20 protein-coding genes and 4 pseudogenes are annotated in these 25212 nt (G+C 62.5%); 15 read left to right on the forward strand and 9 right to left on the reverse strand.

The window, feature by feature from the left end; translation table 11 throughout:
* Positions 1 to 81: 81 nt before the first annotated feature.
* Positions 82 to 1176, forward strand: a complete 1095-nt coding sequence (locus AB4O25_RS19720) for a fatty acid desaturase (RefSeq protein WP_460149905.1) — start codon at positions 82 to 84, stop codon at positions 1174 to 1176.
* Here the strand turns inward: AB4O25_RS19720 and AB4O25_RS19725 are convergent.
* Complete coding sequence (locus AB4O25_RS19725; protein WP_017526089.1) at positions 1067 to 2002, reverse strand: LysR family transcriptional regulator; 936 nt, start codon at positions 2000 to 2002, stop codon at positions 1067 to 1069. The two genes, AB4O25_RS19720 and AB4O25_RS19725, sit on opposite strands and share 110 nt — an antisense overlap.
* Before the next feature lie 46 nt (positions 2003 to 2048).
* A complete protein-coding gene (locus tag AB4O25_RS19730; RefSeq protein WP_017526088.1) occupies positions 2049 to 3266 on the reverse strand; it encodes a CynX/NimT family MFS transporter in 1218 nt (405 codons plus the stop codon).
* Between the two features lie 102 nt (positions 3267 to 3368).
* On the opposite strand from AB4O25_RS19730, the gene AB4O25_RS19735 reads away from it, so the two are divergent.
* From AB4O25_RS19735 to AB4O25_RS19800, 14 genes and pseudogenes are all read left to right on the forward strand, one after another.
* On the forward strand, positions 3369 to 4220 hold the full coding sequence (locus AB4O25_RS19735) for a LysR family transcriptional regulator (RefSeq protein WP_223496883.1): 852 nt from the start codon (positions 3369 to 3371) through the stop codon (positions 4218 to 4220).
* 238 nt (positions 4221 to 4458) lie between these two features.
* Positions 4459 to 5256: an energy transducer TonB gene (locus tag AB4O25_RS19740; protein ID WP_065876619.1), complete on the forward strand. Its 798-nt coding sequence runs from the start codon at positions 4459 to 4461 to the stop codon at positions 5254 to 5256.
* A 51-nt stretch (positions 5257 to 5307) separates the two neighbouring features.
* Positions 5308 to 6026 (forward strand): annotated as a pseudogene (locus tag AB4O25_RS19745) (MotA/TolQ/ExbB proton channel family protein).
* A gap of 1 nt (position 6027) precedes the next feature.
* Positions 6028 to 6429 carry an ExbD/TolR family protein gene (locus AB4O25_RS19750; protein ID WP_017526084.1) on the forward strand — a complete coding sequence of 134 codons (402 nt, stop codon included), beginning with the start codon at positions 6028 to 6030 and terminating at the stop codon, positions 6427 to 6429.
* Positions 6430 to 6668: 239 nt separating this feature from the next.
* Positions 6669 to 7250 (forward strand): alpha/beta hydrolase, encoded by a 582-nt coding sequence (locus tag AB4O25_RS19755; RefSeq protein WP_017526083.1) that lies wholly within the window; start codon positions 6669 to 6671, stop codon positions 7248 to 7250.
* Positions 7251 to 7298: 48 nt separating this feature from the next.
* A complete protein-coding gene (locus AB4O25_RS19760) occupies positions 7299 to 8225 on the forward strand; it encodes a sigma 54-interacting transcriptional regulator (RefSeq protein ID WP_017526082.1) in 927 nt (308 codons plus the stop codon).
* A gap of 127 nt (positions 8226 to 8352) precedes the next feature.
* Entirely contained in the window at positions 8353 to 9135 is a 783-nt protein-coding gene (locus AB4O25_RS19765) for a MetQ/NlpA family ABC transporter substrate-binding protein (protein ID WP_017526081.1), read from the forward strand.
* Positions 9136 to 9582: 447 nt separating this feature from the next.
* Positions 9583 to 10248 carry an amino acid ABC transporter permease gene (locus AB4O25_RS19770; RefSeq protein WP_065876620.1) on the forward strand — a complete coding sequence of 222 codons (666 nt, stop codon included), beginning with the start codon at positions 9583 to 9585 and terminating at the stop codon, positions 10246 to 10248.
* On the forward strand, positions 10229 to 10888 hold the full coding sequence (locus tag AB4O25_RS19775) for an amino acid ABC transporter permease (RefSeq protein WP_017526079.1): 660 nt from the start codon (positions 10229 to 10231) through the stop codon (positions 10886 to 10888). The genes AB4O25_RS19770 and AB4O25_RS19775 overlap by 20 nt, the downstream gene beginning before the upstream one ends.
* Positions 10885 to 11661 (forward strand): amino acid ABC transporter ATP-binding protein, encoded by a 777-nt coding sequence (locus AB4O25_RS19780; protein ID WP_065876621.1) that lies wholly within the window; start codon positions 10885 to 10887, stop codon positions 11659 to 11661. Before AB4O25_RS19775 ends, AB4O25_RS19780 begins: the two co-directional genes overlap by 4 nt.
* Positions 11658 to 12506, forward strand: coding sequence for a transporter substrate-binding domain-containing protein (locus tag AB4O25_RS19785; protein ID WP_017526077.1), 849 nt, complete (start codon positions 11658 to 11660; stop codon positions 12504 to 12506). Before AB4O25_RS19780 ends, AB4O25_RS19785 begins: the two co-directional genes overlap by 4 nt.
* A 100-nt stretch (positions 12507 to 12606) precedes the next feature.
* A pseudogene (locus AB4O25_RS19790) lies at positions 12607 to 13688 on the forward strand (efflux RND transporter periplasmic adaptor subunit).
* Entirely contained in the window at positions 13685 to 14755 is a 1071-nt protein-coding gene (locus AB4O25_RS19795) for an efflux RND transporter periplasmic adaptor subunit (protein WP_017526075.1), read from the forward strand. Before AB4O25_RS19790 ends, AB4O25_RS19795 begins: the two are co-directional and overlap by 4 nt.
* Positions 14752 to 17810: pseudogene (locus tag AB4O25_RS19800) on the forward strand (efflux RND transporter permease subunit). The gene AB4O25_RS19795 and the pseudogene AB4O25_RS19800 overlap by 4 nt, the downstream one beginning before the upstream one ends.
* 51 nt (positions 17811 to 17861) lie before the next feature.
* Here AB4O25_RS19800 and AB4O25_RS19805 read toward each other — a convergent pair.
* The 7 genes and pseudogenes from AB4O25_RS19805 to AB4O25_RS19835 form a co-directional block, all read right to left on the reverse strand.
* Entirely contained in the window at positions 17862 to 18488 is a 627-nt protein-coding gene (locus AB4O25_RS19805; RefSeq protein ID WP_017526073.1) for a class I SAM-dependent methyltransferase, read from the reverse strand.
* Positions 18489 to 18572: 84 nt separating this feature from the next.
* Positions 18573 to 19217: a methionine ABC transporter permease gene (locus tag AB4O25_RS19810; protein WP_058424826.1), complete on the reverse strand. Its 645-nt coding sequence runs from the start codon at positions 19215 to 19217 to the stop codon at positions 18573 to 18575.
* Positions 19207 to 20322 (reverse strand): methionine ABC transporter ATP-binding protein, encoded by a 1116-nt coding sequence (locus AB4O25_RS19815; RefSeq protein ID WP_017526071.1) that lies wholly within the window; start codon positions 20320 to 20322, stop codon positions 19207 to 19209. Before AB4O25_RS19815 ends, AB4O25_RS19810 begins: the two co-directional genes overlap by 11 nt.
* 4 nt (positions 20323 to 20326) lie before the next feature.
* Positions 20327 to 21133 (reverse strand): annotated as a pseudogene (locus AB4O25_RS19820) (MetQ/NlpA family ABC transporter substrate-binding protein); the annotation flags it as partial.
* 79 nt (positions 21134 to 21212) lie between these two features.
* Entirely contained in the window at positions 21213 to 22565 is a 1353-nt protein-coding gene (locus tag AB4O25_RS19825; RefSeq protein ID WP_065876625.1) for an LLM class flavin-dependent oxidoreductase, read from the reverse strand.
* Positions 22565 to 23758 (reverse strand): SfnB family sulfur acquisition oxidoreductase, encoded by a 1194-nt coding sequence (locus AB4O25_RS19830; protein WP_217855613.1) that lies wholly within the window; start codon positions 23756 to 23758, stop codon positions 22565 to 22567. Before AB4O25_RS19830 ends, AB4O25_RS19825 begins: the two co-directional genes overlap by 1 nt.
* Before the next feature lie 40 nt (positions 23759 to 23798).
* A complete protein-coding gene (locus tag AB4O25_RS19835; RefSeq protein ID WP_460150992.1) occupies positions 23799 to 25004 on the reverse strand; it encodes an SfnB family sulfur acquisition oxidoreductase in 1206 nt (401 codons plus the stop codon).
* Between the last annotated feature and the right edge of the window lie 208 nt (positions 25005 to 25212).

Raw genomic sequence — 25212 nt, forward strand, 5'->3', positions numbered from 1 at the left:
ACAGGTTGGCGTGTGCGGCTAGCGTCCTGCCAGACGGCCTGAGGCAGGATGTAACCCTTCATTGCATAAGAGGATGGGAGCATGGACGGTACTTCTGCAAGTCCCCAGCAGATGAACGCACAACAGCGTTCAGCGCATATCCGCGACGTCGTGCTGGCCGAAGGCGTGCGCTTGCGTCGCCAGCACCCATGGCTGCTGCATCAGGACGCCCTGGGCGCGGGCATCCTGGCCTTCGCATTGATCGGCATGTTTGGCTCGGCGTTGCTGTACATCACCGGCCACATGGCCTGGTGGGCCTGCCTGCTGCTCAATGGGTTTTTCGCGTCGCTGACCCATGAGCTGGAACACGACCTGATCCACAGCATGTACTTTCGCAAGCAGCGCGTGCCGCACAACCTGATGATGGGCCTGGTGTGGCTGGCGCGGCCGAGCACCATCAACCCGTGGATACGCCGCCACCTGCACCTTAACCATCACAAGGTATCGGGCACCGAAACCGATATGGAAGAACGTGCGATCACCAACGGCGAGCCCTGGGGTTTTACGCGGTTGCTGATGGTGGGCGATAACGTGATGTCGGCGTTTATCCGCATGCTGCGCGCCAGGACCTGGGGCCACAAACTCAAGATCCTCAAGCGCTCGCTGTTGGTCTACGCCCCGCTGGCGCTGCTGCATTGGGGCGCGTGGTACGTGTTTCTCGGCTTTCACGCCGCCAATGGCATCGCCAGCCTGCTGGGGGCGCCGATCGAGTGGTCAGCCGGTACGTTACAGGTGATGCAGGTGATCGACATCGCCGCCGTGGTGATCATCGGCCCCAACGTGCTGCGCACTTTCTGCCTGCACTTTGTCAGCTCCAACATGCATTACTACGGCGATGTGGAACTGGGCAATGTGATCCAGCAAACCCAAGTGCTCAACCCCTGGTGGCTGTGGCCGCTGCAGGCGTTCTGCTTCAATTTCGGCAGCACCCACGGGATTCACCATTTTGTGGTGAAAGAGCCGTTTTACATCCGCCAGATGACCGCCAAGGTGGCACATAAGGTCATGGCCGAGATGGGGGTGCGCTTCAATGATTTGGGCACGTTTGCGCGGGCCAATCGGCTTGGTTTTCCACCGCCCGCAGGCTCTCTATCAGCGCCTTCGCCGCTGGCGACAAGCGAACCCCAGCGCGGCTGATCACGCCGCAGTGGTTGTTCAAGCGGTCGAGGCTGTGCGGCAGGTTGCGCCAGTGCAGCACCTTCAAGTCGCCGCTGGCCACGGCCTCGACGAAGGCTTCTTCGGCCCCCAGGCCAATGGCGTTGGACTGGCGCACGATGCTCGCCAGCGCGGTGAACTGTTCCAGCTCGATAGCGGGCGCAAAGTCGATGCGCCCGCTGAGGTTGGCGAGCAACTTGCGAATGCCCGGCGCGATCAAGGGGGTGGCCAGCGGGTAGTTGAACAGGTCATTGGTGGACAGGCTGTCCTTGGCCAGCAACGGGTGGCCCGCGCGACAGAAAAATACGCTGCGCCGGGGTGCGAGGGCCTCGGTCTGGAAGTTCGGGTCAGCTTCGAAGTGGCGTACGTCGGCGATAAAGAATTCGATCTCCTCGCGGCTCAGGCTGCGCCCCAGTCTTTGCCAGTTGTCCACCTGCAACGTACTGCGCACCTTGGGGTAGGTGGTGACAAACCGCGCCATCGCCTGGGGCACCAAGTTGACTGCCGCCACCGCATCGCTGCCCAAGCGCACTTCACCGGCGTCCAGCTTGGTCATGCGCGTGACCTCATGGCTGAGCAACGCAGCGCCTTGCACCAGGCTCAAGGCATGTTGCAACACCACCTGGCCTTCGGGAGTGGGGTGCAGGTGTTTATGGCCACGGTCCACCAGCACGCAGCCGAACTCTTGCTCCAGGCCCTGGATACTGCGACTGAACGCCGGTTGGGTAATGCCCATGGCGTCGGCGGCGCGCACAAAACTGCGGTGTTCGTTGAGCGCGATGAAGTAGCGCAATTGACGAAGGTCCATGGCATGCCGGCGTCCTTGAGGAGAACCGGAATTTTAAGAGGCCGGGTTATTCCGTCAACGAAGCTTTGTTGTTGCAGCTAGATCTTAAATGCATATCTATAGCGCCAGTGCGGTAGGTCGCCGGGCTGAATACCCGCGTCACCACCAGCATCGCCAGCGCAGTCACCGTCAGCACCACCCAGGCACTGGCGAAGTGGCCGGTGAGTTCGCGCAGCCAGCCGGTCATCCACGGCGAAACCGCGTTGATCAAAAAGCCCACGCCCTGCACGAAGGCCGCCAGTTGCCCGGCTTGCCGAGGGTCGCGGTGATGGTCGAGGGTCAGCAACAGGCTCAGGGCAAAACAGGCGCCCAGGCCGAAGCCGCACAACGCCACCCACAGGTGTGGAAATTGCAGCGGCGCCAGCAACAGGCCAAGGTAGCCGACGGTCTGGGCGAGCAGGCTGATGCCGAGCAGCGGTCGACGGTCGATGCCGCGTTGCGCCAGCACCGGCATCAGCAGCGCCGCGATGACCTGGAAGATCGTCATGAACGCCAGCAGCGAGCCGCTGGGCAGCACGCCCCAGCCCAATTGCTGATAGTAGGCCGGCAACCACGCCACCAGGCTCATATAGCCGCAGTTCACCAGCCCGAAATACAGCGCCAACAGCCATGCGCGTCGATTGCGCAGCCCCTGGAACGCAGGTGCCACCTGATGAGGGTTCTTCGCCGCACCCAATGGCAGCCAGGCCCACAACAACAAAGCGCCCAGCGCCGGTAGCAGCCACACGCCCAACCCTGCCTGCCAATGCTCGAAATGCGTGGCGACCAACGGGCTGAGCAGCGCCGCCAACCCGCCCCCGGCCATCAGCGAGGCCGAATACACACCCATCGCCACCGGCACGCGATGCTGAAATTCGCGCTTGATCATCGCCGGCACCAACGCCTGGATCAGCGCCACGCCGGCACCGCCGAGCAATGCCGTGACCAGCAGCGCAGAGCCCTGGCCCATCAACCAGCGCGCCAGGCATGCCAGCACAATCAGGCTCAAGCCCAGGGCGATACCCTGTCGCTCACCCAGCCGCGCTTCCACGCGCACACCCACCAGCGCCACCAACCCCATGCACACCACCGGCAGGCTGGTGAGCAGGGCGCTGCTCTGAAAGCTCAAGCCGGTGGCCTGGCGAATCTCGCCGAGCAACGGGCTGATGGAGCTGAGGATCGGCCGCAGGTTCAGGCCCAGTACCACCAGCAGGCCCCAGCCGGCGAGGGATTTATTGAGGGTCATGCGGCGCCTTTGCAGTGGGTAAATGAGGCGTGAGTATGGCCAGCGCCCCAGGTATTCTGAAATTAAATATAACCATGCCAACCAGTGGCAAAGAGAATGACCATGTTCGATCCCGTATTGCTGCGCAGCTTCGTCGCCGTGGTGGATTGCGGCAACTTCACCCGTGCCGCCGAGCGCCTGCATGTGACCCAGTCCACCGTCAGCCAGCAGATCCGCCGCCTGGAGGATGCGGTGGGGTGCCTGTTGCTGGACCGCGATCAACGGCGTGTCGTCGCCACCGCCGAGGGTGAGCGCTTGTTGGCGTATGCGCGGCGCATCCTGGCGCTGCATGAAGAGGCCGCCGATGTGTTGATCAACCAGCAAAGCGATGGCGTGCTGCGCCTGGGCGTGCCGGAAGACTTTGCGGCGCAGCGGCTGATGCCGTTGCTGTCGGCGTTTGTGCTGGCCTATCCAAAGGTGCGCCTGGAGGTCACCAGCGGTCTCGGCCCAGAGTTGCAGCGCCAGTACCGCAGTGGTGAATTCGATGTATTGCTGGTCAAGCAGATGGGCAGCAGTGATGACTGCCTGGCCTCGTGGCCCGAGCCGCTGTGTTGGGTAGACAGCCGCAGCACGCCGTGCCTGGGGCGCGACCCTTTGCCCTTGGTGGCATTCCCGGTGGGCGGCCTGTACCGCAATGAAATGCTGCACCACCTGGAAGTGGGAGACTGGCGCTGGCGTATCGGCTATTCCAGCGCGAGCCTGGCCAGTGTGTGTTCGGCGGTAGCGGCGGGGTTGGGTGTGAGTCTGTTGCCGCGCCGGGTCGTACAACCCGGGCATGTGGAACTGGGGCCGGACAGCGGTTTGCCCGTGGTACAAGGCGTGCGCCTGGCGTTGTATGCCCGCCATGGCTTGAGTGAGGCGGGGCAGTGTTTGCAGGCTGAACTGTTTGATTTGTGCGCAAACAGCCCCGGTTGAGCCATGCCTTTAGTGAATATTTTGCATGCCGGCCAAGCATGGGCAAAACACAGCACCGCCCCAGGCCCCGCGGGTCGTGGGTTTGCGGTGCGCATGGGCTTCGTTTATTCAATTAAGGTCTATGTATAACTTTAAAGGTTACTTTAAGAAATAAGCGGGTGACCCCGATGATTCAACCCTCGACGGCCTTCTACCCAGGCCTGTCGGTTTTTGTTTTAAAAACCGTAGGGAGTCAATCATGGGCAATGTCCAGACCGCCGCCAGTGCACATGAGGCGCCATGGCGCCAGGCACCGGGTGGTGAGTTGGTCGACCTTGGCCGACCACACCGCGCGCCGTTGGGGCAACTGCGTTTGCAGCGCACCCCCAAGCGCTTTTCGAGCCGGCGCGAAGGGGTTTTGCTGGCGGTGCTGGTGTTGGCCCTGCACGGCGCGGTGATTTATTGGGTGAGCCAGAAGCCCACGCCGGTGCTGCCGATTGTGCCGCCGGAAATCCCGCCGATGACGCTCGAACTTTCCCGGCCAGCGCCGGCGCTGGTAGAACCGCCGACGGCTGTGCCACCGCCGCCACCACCGGTGGTCGAGCCACCGCCACCGGCCGTGGACGAGCTGGCAGCTGCGCCCGCGCCGAAAAAAATCCCCAAAGCCAAGCCCGTGCCCAAGCCGGTCGCCAAACCAGTGACACCGCCGCCAACGCCTGCGCCACAGGCGGTGGCCCCTGTCGCGCCGCCTGCCCCAACGCCAGCGCCAGCCCCGGTCACGCCGGCTTCGGCCAATGCCGCCTACTTGAAGAACCCGGCGCCCGAATACCCCTCGCTGGCCCAGCGTCGGGGTTGGGAAGGCACGGTGGTGTTGCGGGTTCAGGTACTGGCCAGCGGCAAGCCGGGTGAAATCCAGATCCAGAAAAGCAGCGGCCGCCAGCAACTCGATGATGCCGCCCTGGCTGCCGTGAAGCGTTGGAGTTTCGTGCCGGCCAAGCAGGGCGACGTGGCCCAGAACGGATGGGTCAGCGTACCGATCGATTTCAAGATCCACTAACGAGGGCTGCGCGGTGCATTACCTGCCGCGACCTGCACAGAGGGAAACAACATGGCATTAGCATCTCCACTTGAATCCATCGAAAGCGCGGTGATCTGGCTGCTGGTGGTTTTTTCGGTCGCCACCTGGGGCCTGGCCCTGCTCAAGGGCGTGCAGTTCGGTCGTCTCAAGGCCCAGGATCGCAAGTTCCACCACGGTTCTGGGCGGCGTCGAGCCTTGACTCCGCCGCCGAGTTGGCCGAAACCCAGCCCGGTGCCGCGGCCCGCGTGGCCCAGGCCGGTTATGCCGCCATCCAGGTGGGCGATGCGCCGCACGCGGCGGACTTGAGCCAGGCGATCAACCATCAAGACCGCCTCGAGCGCGCCCTGCGCCAACAGATCGTACGGGAGCGTCGCTCCCTGGAAACCGGCCTGGCCGTGGTCGCCAGTATCGGCAGCACGTCGCCGTTTATCGGGCTGTTCGGCACCGTGTGGGGCATCATGGAAGCGCTCAAGGGCATTAGCGCCGCCGGTTCCGCCAGCCTGGAAACCGTGGCCGGGCCGATCGGCGCGGCGCTGGTCGCCACCGGTGTCGGGATCGCCGTCGCGGTACCGGCGGTGCTGGTTTACAACTACTTCCTGCGCCGCTTGAAGCTCACGGCTGCGGACCTCGATGACTTTGCCCACGACTTCTACAGCCTCGCGCAAAAAAATTCGTTCCGCGTGCTGCTGCACCCCACGCTCAACAAAGCCGGCGCCGGCAACCCGCAAAAAGTGAAGGAGGCGTCCTGAGATGGCTTTTTCCACGCAAGACAGTGACGAGGTGCTGAGCGAAATCAACGTCACGCCGCTGGTGGACGTGATGCTGGTGCTACTGGTGGTGTTTATCGTCACCGCGCCGCTGCTGACCAACGCGATCCCGATCAACCTGCCCAAGACCGAGGCGGTAGCCCCGGTAGAGCAGAAGGACCCGCTGGTGGTGAGCATCGATGGGGCCGGCAAGCTGTTTATCAACAAGGATGAAATCCAGCCGGACCTGCTGCAATTCAACCTGCAGGCGGCCAAGGCCAAGGACCCCGATGTGCGGGTGCAACTGCAGGCCGACGAGGGTGTGAATTACGGCGAAGTGGCGCGAGCCATGGCGTCTATCGAACGCGCGGGGATTACCAAGCTGTCGGTAATCACCGCACGGTAGTGGTAAAAGCCTCGACAGTTTTTGGGCCGTTTCCTTGGCAGGGTGCGGCCTTTTTTTTGACTGAAATTCAAACCAAATCTCTAGGTGGAATGAGGCCAATGTGGGAGGGGGCTTGCTCCCACATTTCGATTGTGGTTTTGAGTTTTTAGTTATTAATAAATAGCTTCTTATTCCTTAACTAACATAATCCGCGTCCCTATACTGATCAGCAACGTTAAACGCTGCAGGAGGGCACACCCATGCACAGCGAGTCGATTCGTTACCTGATCGTGCCGGGCTGGCAAGGATCGCCAGAAGATCATTGGCAAACCCATTGGCAAAACAGCCTGCCCAACAGCGCGCGCGTGGAGCAGGCCGATTGGCTGACGCCGCGCCGCGAGGATTGGGTGGCCGCGCTGGCCGAGGCCATCGCCGCCGATAGCACGCCGGTTATCCTGATCGCTCACAGCCTGGGTTGCATCACCGTGGCGCATTGGGCGGCGACCGCGCCGCTGCACTTCCTGCGCCAGGTGCGCGGCGCTTTGCTGGTAGCCCCGGCCGACGTCGAACGCCCGGCCTGCTCGCCGGCGTTGCGCAACTTTGCACCGGTTCCCACCGACTTGCTGCCGTTCCCCAGCCAGGTGGTCAGCTCCGACAATGACAGTGCCGTCAGCACCCCGCGCGCGCTGGAAATGGCGCGCAACTGGGGCGCCGAGGCCGGCATCCTCTCCGGCGCCGGGCATATCAACGTGAAGTCCGGCCATCAGCGCTGGGAGCAGGGGTTCGCCTACCTCTATCGCCTGCAAAACCGTCTTGAGCATCACGCCCGGCGTCGTGCGTAACCTTCTTTCAACGCCTCGTCCCCGAGTGGGTTGGGGCGGGAGCCTGCCATGAGTCTGAATGAAACCTTCGGCCAGCCGCTGCTGACCTTCCCCGATGCCGAAAAAAGCCCGCTGAGCATTCGCGCCAAGGCGTTGGTGTTCGTCGACCCTCGCTCCCGCCAGTTGCGCGAAGACCTGGAAAGCCTGGCGCCCCGCGCCTTGCCCGTGTTGATTCGCGGCGAGACCGGTAGCGGTAAAGAGCTGCTGGCGCGGCATATCCACCGTGGCAGTGACCGCGCCGGGCTGTTTGTTTCCGTCAATTGCGGCGCGATCAGCCCCACTTACGCCGATGCCGAATTGTTCGGCTATGCCGCCGGTAGCCACAGTGGCGCGGCCAGCAGCCGCGCCGGGTGGTTTGGCTCGGCCAATGGCGGCACCTTGTACCTGGACGAGATCGGCGACTTGCCGCTGCCTATCCAGGTGAAATTGCTGGCCGCCTTGGAAAACCATGAAGTCACCCGCGTCGGTGCCCATCAGCCGAGCCCGGTGGATGTGCGTCTGGTGGCGGCCACCAGCATCGACCTGGCCCAGGCGGTGGCGGCGGGCAAGTTTCATGAGCGGCTGTTCCATTACCTGAGCGAAGGGCAACTGGACCTGCCGGCGCTACGCGAACGGGTCGGCGATATTCTGTCGCTGGCCGAGTACTTCCTCGGCATCTACAGCCAGCGCTTGGACCTGCCGGTGCCGCTGATCAGCGACGAGGCCCAGCGTGTACTGGAGCGGCATAGTTGGCCAGGCAATACCCGCGAACTGGAAAACGTCATTCACTTCGCCTTGCTGGTGAGCAGCGGCGACGAGATTTTGCCCGAACATTTGAACCTGCCCGTGGCCGGTTCGCCGCTGGAGCAGGTGCAACGTATCTTCAACACGGCCAGCCCTGCGGAGCAGAAAACCCTGCGCACTTTTCTGCATGAACAAAATGGAATATCAACGTGAATAAAAGATATTGTCCGGGAATAAAAAATCTAGGTATTGTCCGCTCCACGCCGCGATAGCACTTCGCTGGCACTTCACAGAATGCGCGGTCGTCATAGACCACTCGGAATTTCGATAAGGACACTGCATGAAAAAGGTTCTGTTGTTTACTGCACTGGCGGCTGCCCTGACTGCCGGCTTCGCCCAAGCCAACGAAAAACTGGTGGTGGCTGCCACTCCGATCCCGCACGCCGAGATCCTCGAGCTGATCAAGCCGACCCTGGCCAAAGAAGGCGTGGACCTGCAGATCAAAGTCTTCACCGACTACGTACAGCCCAATGTGCAGGTTGCTGAAAAACGCCTGGACGCCAACTACTTCCAGACCCTGCCGTACCTGCAAAACTTCAACAAGGGCAAGGGCACCAATCTGGTGACCGTGGTCGGCGTGCATGTTGAACCCTTCGGTGGTTACTCGAAAAAGATCAAGAAAATCGAAGATCTGAAAGACGGCGCCACCGTGGCGATCCCGAACGAAGGCTCCAACAGCGGTCGTGCCCTGTTGCTGCTGCAAAAGGCCGGTGTCATCACCCTGAAAGATCCGACCAACGCCCTGGCTACGCCAAAAGACATCGCCAGCAACCCCAAGCACCTGAAATTCAAAGAGCTGGAATCGGCCCTGTTGCCACGCGTGCTGGACCAGGTTGACCTCGACCTGATCAACACCAACTACGCGCTGGAAGCCGGCCTGAACCCGGCCAAAGACGCGCTGATCATCGAAGACGCCAAGTCGCCGTATGTGAATTTCCTGGTGGCACGCCCGGACAACAAGGACAGCGACGCTATCCAGAAACTGTCCAAGGCGCTGACCAGCCCCGAAGTCAAAGCGTTCATCGAGAAGAAGTACAACGGCGCGGTCGTGCCGGCGTTCTGATCGAGGTGTAAAACCCCTTCAAGGTTTCAACGCCGATGGCTGGTTTAGCGTCGGCGTTTTTTTATGCCTGGGATTTGGAATGTACTCAAACATGTGGGAGGGGGCTTGCTCCCACAGTTGATCTTCATCTCATATCCGATTTTCAGTGGGTTGCAGAGCGCGGCGGTTGATCGCCCGACGCAACGCCACCAACCACTTCACCAGCTCCTGCGGATCAATCGGTTTCGCTTTGTTCATTGTTTAATCCTTCGAAAAACAGACCCCCCAACCATAGCCGTCGCCCGGCAATCCCGCGAATCCCGAGGTTATCTTTTTGGGTGATATCAATATGCTATTTCGGTATTTAAATTTTAGTTTTTATACCTTTAAAGTTCGCGCTACCCGACGTTATCCACTTCGCAGCGGACTGCGCTCGCGGCATTACCCATGCGGCGATATGGACTACCCATGACCTTCGATTTTGCTTTTATCCTCAGTACCTTACCGGCGTTTTTGAACGCCGTGGGGGTGACGCTACAAGTCGGCCTGATCGCCATTGCCACCTCGCTGCTGGTGGCGCTGATCAACGCCGCGCTGCTGGTGTTTCGCACGCCCTACGTGTCGCGCCTGGTGGCCCTGTACGTGGAGCTGGCGCGTAACACACCGCTGCTGATCCAACTGTTTTTCGTGTACTTCGCGCTGCCGGCCCTGGGTTTGAATATCTCCGGGTTCTGGGCGGCGATCATCACCATGACCTTCCTGGGCGGCGCCTACCTCACTGAAGTGCTGCGCGCCGGAGTGGAAGCGGTGCCGCTGGCGCAGGTCGAATCGGGCAAGTCCATCGGCCTGTCCGACTGGCAATTGCTGCGCCATGTGATCCTGCCCCAGGCCGGCATTCTCAGCCTGCCGGCGCTGTTCGCCAATTTCATCTTCCTGCTCAAGGAAACCACCGTGGTGTCCGCCGTGGCGGTGCCGGAGATTCTCTACACCACCAAGAGCTACATCGCGCTTTACTACAAAACCTACGAAATGCTCGCCGTGCTCACGCTGATTTGCGTGCTGTTGTTTTTGCCGCTGTCGTTGCTGCTCAGCCGCCTGGAAAGGAGGCTCCAGCATGGCCAGTTCGGGTCTTGAGTTGTTGTGGGTGTCGTTGCCGCAACTGGGCAAGGGCGCTGCGCAAACCCTGTCGATTTCTTTCCTGAGCATCGCCTTCAGTACCGTCGGCGGCGTGGTGTATGGCGTGCTGCGAACCCTGGGCAACACGATGATCAACGCCGTGCTGCGGGTGTACCTGGAGCTGTTCCGGGCAATCCCGGTGCTGGTGTGGTTGTACCTGCTGTTTTTTGGCCTGCCGATTTTCTTCGGCCTGAGCATCCCCAGTTTCTGGTGCGCGGTGCTGGTGCTGTCATTGTGGGGCGCCAGCGAGGTTGGCGAGGTCGTACGCGGCGCCTTGCACTCGCTGCCCCGTGGCCAGCGAGAAGCCGGCTTGTCGATTGGCTTGTCGGGCCCGCAACTGTTCGGCTACGTGCTGTTGCCCCAGGCCCTCAAACGCATGACCCCGCCAACCATCAACGTCTACACGCGCCTCATCAAGACCAGTTCGCTGGCGGTGCTCATCGGCGTGGTGGATGTGATCAAGGTCGGCCAGCAAATCATCGAGCGCACCTATGAGTCGGTGTTGATCTACGGCGCGCTGTTCCTGTTTTTCTTCCTTATCTGCTACCCGTTGTCGGCTGCCTCCAAGGTGCTGGAACGGCGCTGGGCCCAAGCATGAGCGCATTGATCGAGTTCCAGGGTTTCAACAAGTTTTTCGGCGAGCAGCAGGTGCTCAAGAGCATCGACCTGGGTGTGCACAGTGGCGAAGTGGTGGTGATCCTCGGCCCCAGCGGCTGCGGCAAAAGCACCTTGCTGCGTTGCCTCAACGGGCTGGAAGTGGCGCACAGCGGCAGCCTGCGCTTGGCGGGTAAAGAGCTGCTGGATAAAACCACGGACTGGCGCCAGGTGCGCCAGGACATCGGCATGGTGTTTCAGAGCTACCACCTGTTCCCGCACATGAGCGTGCTCGACAACATCCTGCTTGGCCCGCTCAAGGTGCAAAAACGCAACCCGCGTGAAGCGCGCGAGCAGGCCGAACAACTGCTCGCGCGCGTCGGCCTGGCCGACAAGCGCGACGCGTTCCCGCGCCAGCTCTCCGGCGGCCAGCAGCAACGTATCGCCATCGTGCGTTCGTTGTGCATGAACCCTCAGGTCATGCTGTTTGACGAAGTCACCGCCGCCCTCGACCCGGAGATGGTCAAGGAAGTGCTGGAAGTGATCCAGGGCCTGGCCCGCGAGGGCATGACCCTGCTGATCGTCACCCATGAAATGGCCTTTGCCCGCGCGGTTGCCGACCGCGTGGTGTTCATGGAGGCCGGTCGCATCCTCGAACACAACACCCCCGAGGCATTCTTTACGAACCCGCAAACCGCACGCGCGCAGCAGTTCCTGGAGAAGTTCTCCTTTGTTTCAACACTGCCCAAAAAGATCAAGGAACTGGAACTGATATGAAAAAGTTACTGCTGCCACTGTTTGCCGTCGCCTTGCTGGCCGGCTGCGATAAAAAGGTCGAAGAACCGGTAAAACCTGCGGCCGTCAGCTACATCGACAAGATCAAGGCGCGCGACAAGCTGATCGTCGGCGTCTTTACCGACAAACCGCCGTTCGGCTTCGTCAACGAGGCTGGGCGCTATGTGGGTTTTGATACCGACATCGGCCGCCGATTCGCCAAGGACCTGCTGGGCGACGAGAACAAAGTCGAATTCGTCGCGGTGGAACCGGCCAGCCGTATTCCGTTCCTGCAAAGCGACAAAGTCGACCTGATCCTCGCCAACATGACCGTCACACCGGAGCGCAAGGAGGCGGTGGACTTCACCAACCCCAACCTGAAAGTCGCGGTACAGGCCTTGGTGCCCAATAACAGCGCGGTCAAAAGCCTGAATGACCTGGCCACCCGCACCACCATCGTCACCACCGGTACTACGGCTGATATCTGGCTGACCAAGAACCACCCGGACTGGAAACTGCTCAAGTTCGAGAAAAACTCCGAGTCGCTGCAAGCACTGTCGGCCGGGCGTGGCGATGCTTACGCGCAGGACAACCTGGTGCTGTTCAGTTGGGCCAAGCAGAACCCCGGCTACCGCGTGCTGGAAGACAAACTCGGCGACGAAGCACCCATCGCCCCGGCGGTGAAAAAGGGCAACGTCGAACTGCGCGACTGGGTGAATGCCGAGTTGGCGAAGTTGGGTGAAGAGAAGTTCTTGCTCAAGCTGTACGACCAATACGTGCGTAAAGAGCTGAGCGACGAGACCAAGCCTGAAAGCGTGATTGTCGAAGGCGGCAAGTGGCAGGGCTGATTTTTCGATGATTGTTCTGGCCCCATGCAGATAAGGAACCCTGAACTAAGCTCACAGTCGCATACACACTGGCACATCGCATCGCGCACAAGGAGTCTGCATGGGCGGTCGTATCTCCATCTGTATTGTCGGCCTGGGCTTAGTGGTGTTGCTGAGTGCTTGTGGCCAGGAAAAAGCCGAGCCCAAGGCCCATTCACGGGTATTTGTGCAAACCGTGCAGCCGGCGGATTTTGCCGCGGCGGTCACGCTGACCGGGGATATCCAGGCCCGCGTGCAAACCGACCTGTCGTTTCGCGTGGGTGGCAAGATCATCCAGCGCATGGTCGATGTGGGCGACCGTGTCAGCGCCAAACAAGTGCTGGCCAAGCTCGATCCCAAGGATTTGCAGACCAACGTCGATTCCGCCCAGGCCCAGGTCGTGGCCGAGCAGGCGCGGGTCAAACAGACGGCTGCCGCCTTTGTGCGCCAGGAAAAACTCCTGCCCAAGGGCTACACCAGCCGCAGTGAATACGATGCCGCCCAGGCCGCGCTGCGCAGCAGCCAAGCGCGCTGGCGGCGGCCCAGGCTCAATTGGCCAATGCCCGCGAGCAACTGAGCTACACCGCGTTGATCGCCGATGCACCGGGCGTGATCACTGCGCGCCAGGCGGAGGTGGGCCAGGTAGTACAGGCCACGGTGCCGATTTTCAGCCTGGCCCGCGATGGCGAACGCGATGCGGTGTTCAACGTCTACGAGTCGCTGCTGGTGGAGCCGCCGACCGACGCGCCGATCACTGTCAGCCTGCTGGATAACCCCGCGATCCAGGCCCGGGGCAAAGTCCGTGAAGTCACGCCCGCCGTGGCCGCCAATACCGGCACCGTGCAAGTGAAAATCGCCCTGCAAGCGCTGCCCAAAGGCATGGAGTTGGGTTCGGTGGTGAGCGCCACCGCCAATGGCCCGGCCAAGGCCAGTATCGAGTTGCCGTGGTCGGCCTTGACCAAGGACCTCAGCGAACCGGCCGTGTGGCTGGTGGATGGCGACGGCAAGGCGCACCTGCATCACGTCACGGTGGCGCGTTACCTCACCGGCAAGGTGATCATCAGCGACGGCCTCAAGGGCGGCGAAAACGTCGTGGTAGCCGGTGGGCAATTGCTGCATCCCGGCATGATCGTCGAGATCGCCCAGCCAGGAGCGCAGCCATGAAGCGCCTCACGGTTGTACTCGCCGCCAGCCTGTTGCTGATGGCCTGCTCCAAGCCAGAAGCACCGCCCGAACCGCTGCGCCCCGTGCTGTCCATGGAAGTGAAAGCCGAAGACCAGGAAACCCTCGGCCGTTTTGCCGGCACTATCCAGGCGCGCTACGAAAGCAACCTGGGTTTTCGCGTGCCGGGGCGTATCGCCCGTCGCGCCGTGGACGTGGGCGCCGAAGTGGAGAAGGGCGCCTTGCTTGCGGTGCTCGACCCCACCGACCAACAGAACCAGTTGCGCGCCGCCCAGGGCGACCTCGCCCGCGTTCAGGCGCAGTACATCAATGCCCAGGCCAACGCGCGGCGCCAGCAGGAATTGTTTAACCGTGGTGTCGGTGCCCAGGCCCAGTTGGATGTGGCCCAGACCGACCTGAAAACCACCCGCGCTACCCTCGACCAGGCCCAAGCTTCGGTCAACCAGGCCAAGGACCAGCTCAACTACGCCGAACTGCGCACCGATCACGCCGGCATCGTCACCGCCTGGAATGCCGAGGCCGGCCAAGTGGTCAGCGCCGGCCAGCAAGTGGTGACTCTGGCCCGCCCGGACATCAAGGAAGCGGTGATCGACCTGCCCGCCGGCCTCGCCGAACGCTTGCCGCCGGACGTGGTGTTCCTGGTCGCCGGGCAACTGGACCCCAGCGTCAACACCACCGCCGTCGTGCGCGAGATCGAACCCCAGGCCCAGAGCGCCACGCGTACCCGTCGCGCGCGCTTGAGCCTGAGCGAGACGCCCGCCGCGTTTCGCCTGGGCACGGCGATCAGCGTGACCTTGAGCAGTGCGATCGCGCCGCGCCTTGAGGTGCCCCGGAGTGCCTTGCAGGAAATCGACGGCAAGACCCGCATCTGGATTCTCGATACGCAGAGCCAGACCGTGCAACCGCGTGATGTCAGCGTGGTCAGCCGTGACGCCGGCAATGCCTTGCTCAACGCCGGCGTCAAACCCGGCGAGCGGGTGGTCACCGCCGGCGTGAACAGCCTGAAACCCGGGCAGAAAGTCAAAATCGACGAGGACAGCCCGCGATGAAAGGGAGCTTCAACTTATCCGACTGGGCCCTCAAGCATCAGTCCTTCGTGTGGTACCTGATGTTCGTCGCGCTGCTGATGGGCGTGTTCTCCTACATGAACCTGGGGCGTGAAGAAGACCCGTCGTTCACCATCAAGACCATGGTGATCCAGACCCGCTGGCCGGGCGCGACCCAGGAAGAAACCCTCAAGCAGGTCACCGACCGCATCGAGAAAAAACTCGAAGAGCTGGACGCCCTCGACTATGTGAAAAGCTACACCCGGCCGGGCGAGTCCACCGTATTCGTGTTCCTCAAGGACACCACCAGCGCCAAGGCCATTCCGGAGACCTGGTACCAGGTGCGCAAAAAGATCGACGACATTCGCGGCAGCTTCCCCAAGGGCTGCAGGGGCCGTCGTTCAACGATGAGTTCGGTGACGTATTCGGCTCGGTCTACGCGTTTACCGGTGATGGCCTGTCGATGCGCCAACTGCGCGACTACGTGGAGCAGGTGCGCGCCGAGATCCGTTCGGTGCCGGGGCTGGGCAAGGTCGAGATGATCGGCCAGCAGGACGAAGTGATTTACCTGAACTTCTCCACGCGCAAACTCGCGGCGCTGGGTGTGGACCAGCGCCAGGTGGTGCAGAGCCTGCAATCGCAGAACGCGGTGACGCCCGCCGGGGTGATCGAGGCCGGGCCGGAGCGGATTTCCGTGCGCACGTCGGGGCAATTCGCCTCGGAGAAGGACCTGGCCAACGTCAATCTGCGCCTCAACGACCGCTTCTATCGCTTGGCGGACATCGCCGAGATCAGCCGTGGCTACGTCGACCCGGCGCGGCCGATGTTCCGTTTCAATGGCAAACCGGCGATCGGCCTGGCGATTGCGATGCAGAAGGGCGGCAACATCCAGTCGTTCGGCAAGGCCCTGCATACGCGCATGGATGAGTTGACCGCCGACCTGCCGGTGGGCGTCGGTGTGCATAAGGTGTCCGACCAGGCCGAAGTGGTGGAAGAGGCCGTCGGCGGCTTTACCAGCGCCTTGTTCGAAGCGGTGATCATCGTGCTGGTGGTGAGTTTTATCAGCCTGGGCATGCGTGCCGGGCTGGTGGTGGCCTGCTCGATTCCACTGGTGCTGGCGCTGGTGTTCGTGTTCATGGAGTACAGCGGCATCACCATGCAGCGGGTGTCGCTGGGCGCGTTGATCATCGCCCTCGGCCTGTTGGTGGACGACGCGATGATCACCGTGGAGATGATGATCACACGCCTGGAAAAAGGCGAAACCAAGGAGCAGGCGGCCACTTACGCCTACACCTCGACGGCGTTCCCGATGCTCACCGGCACCCTGGTGACCGTCGCCGGGTTTGTGCCGATTGGCCTCAATGCGAGTTCGGCGGGCGAGTACACCTTTACCCTGTTCGCGGTGATTGCCGTGGCGATGCTGGTGTCGTGGGTGGTGGCCGTGCTGTTTGCGCCGGTGATCGGCGTGCATATCCTCAGCGCCAACGTGAAGCCGCACAACGCCGAGCCGGGGCGCATTGGCCGGGCCTTCAATGGCGGCATGCTGTGGGCCATGCGCAACCGCTGGTGGGCGATCGGCATCACCGTGGGGCTGTTTGCGGCGTCGGTGTTATCGATGCAATTTGTGCAGAACCAATTCTTCCCGTCGTCGGACCGCCCGGAAATCCTCGTCGACCTGAACCTGCCGCAAAACGCCTCGATCAACGAGACGCGCAAGGCCGTCGACCGTCTGGAAGCGATCATCAAGGACGACCCGGATATCTCCCGTTGGAGCACTTACATCGGCCAGGGCGCGATCCGTTTCTACCTGCCCCTCGACCAGCAACTGGAAAACCCCTACTACGCGCAGTTGGTGATCGTCAGCAAGGGCCTGGAAGAACGCGGCGCGTTGATTGCGCGCCTGCAAAAGCGCCTGCGCGATGACTTCGTGGGCATCGGCAGCTTTGTGCAGCCATTGGAAATGGGCCCGCCGGTGGGGCGGCCGATCCAGTACCGCGTGTCCGGCAAAGACACCGACCAGGTGCGCAAGCACGCCATCGAACTGGCGACCATGCTGGATAAAAACACCCACCTGGGCGAGATCATCTACGACTGGAACGAGCCGGGCAAAGTGCTGCGCATCGACATCGCCCAGGACAAGGCGCGGCAACTGGGGCTGTCGTCGGAAGATGTGGCGCAGTTGATGAACAGCGTGGTCAGCGGCGCCTCGGTGACCCAGGTACACGACGATATCTACCTGATCAACGTGGTTGGCCGCGCCGAAGACGCCGAGCGTGGCACCCCGGAAACCTTGCAGAACCTGCAGATCGTCACGCCCAACGGCGCCTCGATCCCGCTGCTGGCCTTCGCCACCGTGCGTTACGAATTGGAGCAGCCGCTGGTGTGGCGTCGCGACCGCAAGCCGACCATCACCATCAAGGCGTCGGTGCGCGATGACATGCAGCCGACGGACTTGGTGAAGCAACTCCAGCCGGATATCGACACGTTCAGCGCGGGCTTGCCGGTGGGCTACAAAGTCGCTACCGGCGGCACCGTGGAAGAAAGCGGCAAGGCCCAGGGCCCGATTGCCAGCGTGGTGCCGTTGATGCTGTTCCTGATGGCGACCTTCCTGATGATCCAACTGCACAGTGTGCAGAAGATGTTCCTGGTGGCGAGTGTTGCGCCGCTGGGGCTGATTGGCGTGGTGCTGGCGCTGATCCCCACGGGCACGCCCATGGGTTTCGTGGCGATCCTGGGCATTCTCGCGCTGATCGGCATCATCATCCGCAACTCGGTGATTCTGGTGACGCAGATCCATGAGTATGAGGTGGCGGGCTATACGCCGTGGGATGCGGTGGTGGAGGCGACCGAGCACCGGCGCCGGCCGATCCTGCTCACCGCCGCTGCGGCGAGCCTGGGCATGATCCCCATCGCGCGTGAAGTGTTCTGGGGGCCGATGGCCTACGCGATGATCGGCGGGATTATCATCGCCACCTTGCTGACGCTGCTGTTTTTGCCGGCGCTGTATGTGGCCTGGTACAAGATCCGTGAGCCCAAGCAGGAATCACAGGCCAAGTGAGATCAACGGGTGAGGGGGCAAGCCCCCTCCCACATTTGGAATGCATTGTCTCTAGGGTTTGCGCCACACGCTGGCCAACCACGGCTGCTGCTCGCGCGGTAACCCGGCGGGCCGATAGTAGTGCTCCAGCTCCACAAACCCGGCCGTTGTCAGCAGCGCCTGCCACGCCGCAAGATCGTGGTAAGAGCCATACCGCGGCCCATTCCAGCCTTCGCTGTTATCACCCCGTGGGTTGGAGCTGAACAGCACGCCGCCAGGCTTCAACGCGCCATGCAGTTGCTGGAGCACACGCGGCAGTTCCTGCTTGGGAATATGGAACAGCACCGCGTTGGCGAAGATCCCGTCGAAGCGTTCGGCCGGCAACTCCAGCTTCAGGAAATCTTGCTGGTAAACCTCGCAACCGCTGTCTTCGCGCGCCATCTGCGCAAAGCGCTCGGAGCCGTCCAGGCCCACGGCGATGTGGCCCATGCGCGTGAAGGTCTGCAGGTCCCGCCCCGGCCCGCAGCCGAAATCCAGCACGGTAAACGGCGGCGTGCCCTGGAGATGCCGCAGCAGCGCATCGATGTTCTGGCTCACATCGTGATCGCGTGTGCCTTCGCGAAAGTCCTCGGCCACTTTGTTGTAGTGGCCAAGGGTGGTGGAGGTGATCTGGTGGAGGTCATCGGGCTTGAGGGTCATGACGGGCAATACCGAATACGGAGATGGCCCGACTATACCTTGAGCAGGCTTGCCCCGCGCCGGTTGCGTGGCAACCCTCGGGGCTCAGCGCTTGTTCAGCACCCGCGCCAGGCGATCACCGCCCAGTTGAATCACCGCCACCAGCGCCACCAGCAGCACGATCACCGTGAGCATGATCTGCGTATCAAAGCGCTGATAGCCATAGCGATAGGCAATGTCGCCCAAGCCACCGGCGCCAATTGCCCCGGCCATGGCCGAGGAGTTGATCATGGTCACCAACGTGATGGTGAACCCGCCGACAATCCCCGGCAGCGCTTCAGGCAGCAACACATGCCAGATGATGTGCCAGCGCCGGCAACCCATGGCCTGCGCGGCTTCGATCAGGCCGTGGTCGACCTCGCGCAGGCTCACCTCGGCAATGCGCGCGAAAAACGGCGTAGCGGCGATGGTCAGCGGTACAACCGCCGCCCACACGCCATAGGTGGTGCCGACGATCAGGCGGGTGAACGGGATCAGCGCCACCATCAGGATCAAGAACGGGATGGAGCGGAACAGATTGACGAACGCGCCCAGCACGCGGTTCAACGCCGGTGCCTGGTAGATGCCGCCCTTGTCGCTGGTGACCAGGAACACCGCCAGTGGAATCCCCACCAGCAACGCGATCAACGACGACACACCGACCATCAACAAGGTGTCGATGGCGCCCTGTACCAAACGATCAAACCACATAGCCCAGCACCTCCACCTGTTGTGCCCAGTTCGCGGCGCGTGTGCGCAGCTCGCCGGCGGTGTGACTCGAGCCACTCACCGCCAGCAGCAACTGCCCCAGTGCATGCCCCTGGATACGTTCCACGCCGCCTTGCAGTAAACGCACGCGCCCGCCGAGGGCGCTGAACAGCGCGGCCAGGTCCGGCTCATCGCGGCTGCTGCCGGTGAGCTGCAAGCGCAACACCACGGCCGCGTCAGGCGACGGCGCAGCGGCGTGCAACCGGCTTTGCAGCTCTTGCGGCAGCCCGTGTTGCAGTGGTGCCAGCAGGGTTTTACTGACTTCATGTCGGGGGTTGCCGAACACTTCCCACACCGGGCCTTGCTCGACGATGCGCCCGTGCTCCAGCACCACCACGCGGTCGCAGATGTCGCGGATCACCGCCATCTCATGGGTGATCAGCACGATGGTCAGGCCCAGGCGCCGGTTGATCTCGCGCAGCAGGCCGAGAATCGACTGGGTGGTTTCCGGGTCCAGCGCCGAGGTGGCTTCGTCGCACAGCAGAATCTCAGGGTCGTGCACCAGCGCGCGGGCGATGCCCACCCGCTGTTTTTGCCCGCCGGACAGCTGCGCCGGGTAAGCCGTGTGTTTGTCCTGCAAGCCCACCAGCTCCAACAGCTCGCGCACTTTTTGCTCGCGCTGGGGCTTGGGTACGCCGGCGACCTTGAGCGGCAGTTCGACGTTCTGCCATACCGTCTTGGCCGACATCAGGTTGAAGTGCTGGAAGATCATGCCGATACGCCGACGCAGCGCCACCAGGTGGTCTTCGTCGAAGTCGCCGATGTCCACCTGATCGATCAGCACCCGCCCGCTGCTGGGTTGCTCCAGGCGGTTGATGGTGCGGATCAGCGAGGACTTGCCGGCGCCGCTGCGGCCGATGATGCCGAACACCTCGCCGCGCTGGATCGCCAGGTCGATGCCTTGCAGGGCATGCACCTGGCCGTCATAGGTCTTGCCCAGGTTGATAAAGCGCACATGGGCGCGGTTCAGGTCCGGGTGCAGTTCAGTCTGTTCGGCGTCCCTGGGCGCTGTGCCCAGGTCGCGCAGTTGGGCGTTGGCGGCGCTCATTTTTAGCTTCCCAACCGACCTGGTAGAGCTTGCCCAGGGATTTATCCAGCGCTGCGCGTACCACCGGCGAATGCTGGTAGATGTCGACGAACTTGATCACGCGCGGGTCGGTTTTGCTCTTGGGCTGGATCACGAACTGAATCACGTACTCCGGGTGGTCGAGGCCGTCGAACAGCAGCGCCGATTCCGCGTCGAAGGTCTTGGACAGGCGGATATACGCTGGGTAGCCCTGCACCAGGTCGGCGTCGTCATAGGCGCGCACCAGTTGCACGGCTTCCACTTGCAGGATCTTGATCTTTTTCGGGTTGGCCACGATGTCTTCTTCGGTGGCTTTGTAGCCCACGCCCGGCTTGAGCGTGATCAGCCCCGCCTTGGCCAGCAGTTGCAGGCCGCGACCGCTGTTGATCGGGTCGTTGGCGATGGCCACGCTGGCGCCTTCGGGCAGGTCGTTGAAGCTTTTGTACTGCTTGGAATACAGCCCGACGTTGTTGATGATGCCCGGCGCGTACGGCACCAGATCAAACCCGGCGGCGGCCTTGGCGTTTTCCAGGAAGGGTATGTGCTGGAAATAGTTCACGTCGATATCGCCGGCCGCGAGGCTGACGTTGGGTGCGATCCAGTCGGTGAATTCCACCAACTCGACCTTGAGGCCTTGCTTGCCGGCTTCTTCTACGGCGGCCTCCAGCGGAATCGCGAAGGCGGCGGTGGTACCGACCTTGAGCGGCGCGTCGGCGGCGAACACGGCCGAGCTGAGCAGGCCGAAGGCCAGGGCCAGTGCTTTGACTGGGTTATTGAGGTATGTCTTTTTCATAGTGGGTTTCCAGTCATGAGGTATTAGGACAAACAATGCAGTTCCAGTGTGGGAGGGGGCTTGCTCCCACATTTTTTGATCAGTGTCGGTAGGTGGAGCCGGTGTGTTGTTCGGGTAGTCGCGCCGTGCCGTGGAAGACTTTTTCGCGCAGCGTTCCCTGCGCATATTCGGTCTTGTACGACCCTCGCCGCTGCAACTCCGGCACCACCAGGTCGATAAAGTCCACGTAGCTTTCCGGCGTGACGATGCGCGTCAGGTTGAAGCCATCCAGGCCGGTTTCGCTGATCCAGGACTCCAACTCATCCGCCACCTGTTCGGGCGAGCCCACCAGGGTGATATAGCGTCCGCCCAGGGCGTGCTGTTCGAGCAATTTGCGCCGGGTCCAGTCGTTGTTCTGCAGGTTCTTGGTGGCCGACTGGATGGCATTGCTCTTGACGTACTGGATCGGTTCGTCCAGCGCGTATTGGGCAAAATCAATCGCGGTGGACGCGGAAAAATGCGCCACCCCGGCTTCGGCACTGGCGTAGCTCAGGTACTCGGCGTGCTTGGCCCAGGCCAGTGCCTCGGTGGCGGCGACGATGACGTTAAGGCCCATGAACACCTTGATGTCGTCCGGGTTGCGCCCGGCCTCGACCGCGCTGGCGCGCACCTTGTCCACCTGCACTTTGGTCGCGGCCTTGTTCTGCCCGCTGATGAACACGCACTCGGCATGCCGCCCGGCGAACAGCAAACCGCGCTCCGAACTGCCGGCCTGAAACAGCACCGGCGTACGCTGCGGCGACGGCTCGCACAGGTGATAACCCTGCACCTGATAGAACTCGCCGTGATGCTGCACCTTGTGCACCTTGCCCGGCTGCGCGTAGACCCGTTGCGCCGGGTCGTTGATGACGGCGTCGTCTTCCCAGCTGCCTTCCCAGAGTTTGTACAACACCTGCAGGTACTCATCGGCCTGGTCGTAGCGCCGGTCATGCTCGACCTGCTCGGTAAGGCCCATGGCCTTGGCCGCGCTGTCGAGGTAGCCGGTGACGATGTTCCAGCCCACCCGGCCACGGCTCAGATGATCCAGCGTGGACATGCGCCGGGCGAACAGGTACGGCGGCTCGTAGGTGAGGTTGGCGGTGAGGCCGAAACCGAGGTTTCGGGTGACGGCGGCCATGGCCGAAACCAGCAGCAACGGGTCGTTGACCGGCAGTTGGATCGACTCCTTGAGCGGCACGTCGATGGCGTTCTGATAGACGTCGTACACGCCGACGATATCGGCGATGAACAAGCCATCGAACAACCCGCGCTCAAGGATTTGCGCCAGTTCGGTCCAGTACTCGATGGTTTTGTACTGGGTGGAGGTGTCCCGTGGGTGGGTCCACATACCGTGGTTGATGTGCCCGATGCAGTTCATGTTGAAGGCATTGAGCAGGATCTTTTTCTTTGCCATCAGATCGTCCCCCGCAGCGGCGGGTTTTCATCGTTGAGGTAGTAATTGCCCACCGCGTGGTATTTCCAGCGCACCGGGTCGTGCAGGGTGTGTACGCGGGCGTTGCGCCAGTGGCGGTCCAGGCCGTGCTCGGCCAGGGTCGCCTGGCTGCCGGCGAGTTCGAACAGAGTGCTGCCGGCGGCCAGGGAAATCTCGGTGCTCAAGGCGCGGGCTTCGGCCACGGCAACCGAGGCGGCGGCGACGGTGTGGGCGTTGCTGTCGGCTTGGGCCTGGTCAAGAAATTCACCGGCGCGCTCCAGCAAGGCTTCGGCGGCGTGCAGGCGAATGCTCAGGTGGCCGAAGCTCTTGAGCGTCAGCGGATCTTCGGTGGCCTTGTCGCTGCCGGCATCGATCCACGGGCGGGTTTTGGTGCGCACAAAGTGCAGCGCATCTTCAAACGCGGCGCGGGCGATACCGGTGTCGATGGCGGCATGGAGGATCTGCGCCAGCGGCCCGACGGTGGTCGGGCGTTCAAAGGCGCTCTGGAAGGGGATCACGTCGTGGGCGGCGACCCACACGTTGTCGAACACCACCGAGCCGCTGCCGGTGGTGCGCTGGCCGAAGCCGCTCCAGTCGTCGATCACTTCCAGGCCGGTACTGTCGCGGGGCACAAAGGCCAGTTGCTGCACGCCGTGTTCATCCACCACCGAGGTCGGAATGCGTTGCGCGTAGATCGCCCCGGTTGAATAGAACTTGCGACCGGTGATGCGAAAGCCGTCGCCGTCGCGGGTGATGCGCGTGACGCGGTCGTGAGCGGTCTTGGTGCCCAGTTCCGCAAGGGCATTGCCAAAGCGCCGGCCGGCGAGTACCTCGGCGTACAGGCGCTGTTGCTGCGCCGGGCTGCCGTTCACGCGCAGCACTTCTAGGGCATAGAAATGGTTTTGCGGGATCTGCCCCAACGAGGCGTCGGCCTGGGCGATCAGCGCGATGACCTTGGCCAGCGTGACGTTGGACACGCCGGCGCCGCCGTGTTGTTTTGGCACGCTGATGCCCCACAGGCCGGAGCGGGAAAACGCATCCAGCTCCGGCCAGGGCAGGCGGCGTTCGCGGTCGCGCTGGGCGCTGTCGCGGCGCAGGTCTTCGGCGAGATCGCTGGCGACAATAAGGGCTTGTTCGTCGCTGGTGATAACCGCGACGTTTGCAGAGAAAGTCATAGGTGTTCTCCAGAATCTCGTGGAAAAGTGTTCTGGTCGGTCAGATCCAGGAGTGGCGAGCCGGCAATGTGCCGTTCAACCGATAGGCGCCGATCGCGTGATACTTCCAGCGCACCGGGTCGTGCAGCGTGTGTACCCGCGCATTGCGCCAGTGACGGTCGAGGTTGAATTCGGCGAGGGTGGCGCGGCTGCCGGCCAGTTCGAAGAGCTTTTCGCTGACCAGCAACGAGACCTCGGTGGTGAGCACCTTGGCCTCGGCCACGGCGATGGACGCGCGGGCGGCCGACTGCGCGGTGATCGGCGCGGCGCTGACCTGGTCCAGTACCTGACCGGCCTTGCGCAGCAGCGCTTGGGCGGCGTGCAGTTCGATGGTCAGCTTGCCGATGTCGGCGATCACATACAGGTCATCGCTGGCGCGTTCGACCTTGGCGTCGACCCATGGGCGCGAGCGTTCACGCACGAAGGCGAGGGTGTCGTCGAGGGCGCCACGGGCGATACCTGCGTCGATGGCGGCCTGGATCAATTGGGACACCGCGCCCTGGATGTTCGGGCTTTGGCCGATGCGCCAGTTGTCGACCACCAGTTCGGCGCTCACCGGCACCTGGTCCAACAATACGGTGCCGCTGGCGGTGGTGCGTTGGCCGAAGCCGGACCAGTCATCCACGATGCGCAGCCCTGGGGTGCCACGGCTTACAAAGGCCATGACCTGCCGGCCGTCATCGTTCAGCGCCTTGATCGCCACCCAATGGGCAAACAGTGCGCCGGTGGAGTAGAACTTCTGGCCGCTGACCACATGACCGTCGCCCTTGGCGGTGATGCGCGCCTTGAGTTCCAGGGTGTTTTTGGTGCCGCGCTCGGGGCCGCCGTTGCCGATGCGCCAGCCGTCGAGCACGCTCTGGAACAGCTGCTTTTTCTGGCGCTCGGTGGCTGCGCCCTGCAACAGGTGCAGGATGCCGAAATGGTTCTGCGGGATCTGCCCGAGGGCCGGGTCTGCCGCGCTGATGATCGCGAACACCTCGGCCAGGGTCACGAAAGACACTTGCGGGCCGCCGTACTCGCGGGGAATGGAAATACTGCCCAGCCCGCTGCGGGTGAACTGTTCGACCTGCGCCCACGGCAACTGGCGTTGCTGGTCGCGCTGGGCGGCCTGCACACGTGCAGCCTGGGCCAGCGCATGGGCTGCGTCGAGCGCCTCTGCATCGTTGCGCAGCACGGCGGCCGGCAACAGCAGGGGCGCGATATCCAGATCATTCCGGGGGGTGTTAGAGCCAAGTTAGACATCAGCGCCGCTCCTTGGCTGCACGTAATGCCCTGGCGTTATGCACCGGGGTAATCCTGACCATACCGACCTCGCATTCAATGAAATAAAAACAGAAAAATCAGAGATGTCCGGTGGTCCGGTGCATATACCCTAAGCTTGTTAAATATTTAAATAAACTAACTTTTGGGAATAT

Source organism: Pseudomonas sp. S3_A03, assembly GCF_054668275.1.

Bases quoted from the DNA above. Each gene is read 5' to 3' on its own strand.
- AB4O25_RS19830 (WP_217855613.1), bottom strand. From the start codon at position 23,758: ATGACTTTCTCTGCAAACGTCGCGGTTATCACCAGCGACGAACAAGCC.
- AB4O25_RS19780 (WP_065876621.1), top strand. From the start codon at position 10,885: ATGAGCGCATTGATCGAGTTCCAGGGTTTCAACAAGTTTTTCGGCGAG.
- AB4O25_RS19825 (WP_065876625.1), bottom strand. From the start codon at position 22,565: ATGGCAAAGAAAAAGATCCTGCTCAATGCCTTCAACATGAACTGCATC.
- AB4O25_RS19805 (WP_017526073.1), bottom strand. From the start codon at position 18,488: ATGACCCTCAAGCCCGATGACCTCCACCAGATCACCTCCACCACCCTT.
- AB4O25_RS19785 (WP_017526077.1), top strand. From the start codon at position 11,658: ATGAAAAAGTTACTGCTGCCACTGTTTGCCGTCGCCTTGCTGGCCGGC.
- AB4O25_RS19760 (WP_017526082.1), top strand. From the start codon at position 7,299: ATGAGTCTGAATGAAACCTTCGGCCAGCCGCTGCTGACCTTCCCCGAT.
- AB4O25_RS19810 (WP_058424826.1), bottom strand. From the start codon at position 19,217: ATGTGGTTTGATCGTTTGGTACAGGGCGCCATCGACACCTTGTTGATG.
- AB4O25_RS19815 (WP_017526071.1), bottom strand. From the start codon at position 20,322: ATGAGCGCCGCCAACGCCCAACTGCGCGACCTGGGCACAGCGCCCAGG.
- AB4O25_RS19755 (WP_017526083.1), top strand. From the start codon at position 6,669: ATGCACAGCGAGTCGATTCGTTACCTGATCGTGCCGGGCTGGCAAGGA.
- AB4O25_RS19740 (WP_065876619.1), top strand. From the start codon at position 4,459: ATGGGCAATGTCCAGACCGCCGCCAGTGCACATGAGGCGCCATGGCGC.
- AB4O25_RS19720 (WP_460149905.1), top strand. From the start codon at position 82: ATGGACGGTACTTCTGCAAGTCCCCAGCAGATGAACGCACAACAGCGT.
- AB4O25_RS19730 (WP_017526088.1), bottom strand. From the start codon at position 3,266: ATGACCCTCAATAAATCCCTCGCCGGCTGGGGCCTGCTGGTGGTACTG.
- AB4O25_RS19775 (WP_017526079.1), top strand. From the start codon at position 10,229: ATGGCCAGTTCGGGTCTTGAGTTGTTGTGGGTGTCGTTGCCGCAACTG.
- AB4O25_RS19765 (WP_017526081.1), top strand. From the start codon at position 8,353: ATGAAAAAGGTTCTGTTGTTTACTGCACTGGCGGCTGCCCTGACTGCC.
- AB4O25_RS19770 (WP_065876620.1), top strand. From the start codon at position 9,583: ATGACCTTCGATTTTGCTTTTATCCTCAGTACCTTACCGGCGTTTTTG.
- AB4O25_RS19795 (WP_017526075.1), top strand. From the start codon at position 13,685: ATGAAGCGCCTCACGGTTGTACTCGCCGCCAGCCTGTTGCTGATGGCC.
- AB4O25_RS19750 (WP_017526084.1), top strand. From the start codon at position 6,028: ATGGCTTTTTCCACGCAAGACAGTGACGAGGTGCTGAGCGAAATCAAC.
- AB4O25_RS19725 (WP_017526089.1), bottom strand. From the start codon at position 2,002: ATGGACCTTCGTCAATTGCGCTACTTCATCGCGCTCAACGAACACCGC.
- AB4O25_RS19735 (WP_223496883.1), top strand. From the start codon at position 3,369: ATGTTCGATCCCGTATTGCTGCGCAGCTTCGTCGCCGTGGTGGATTGC.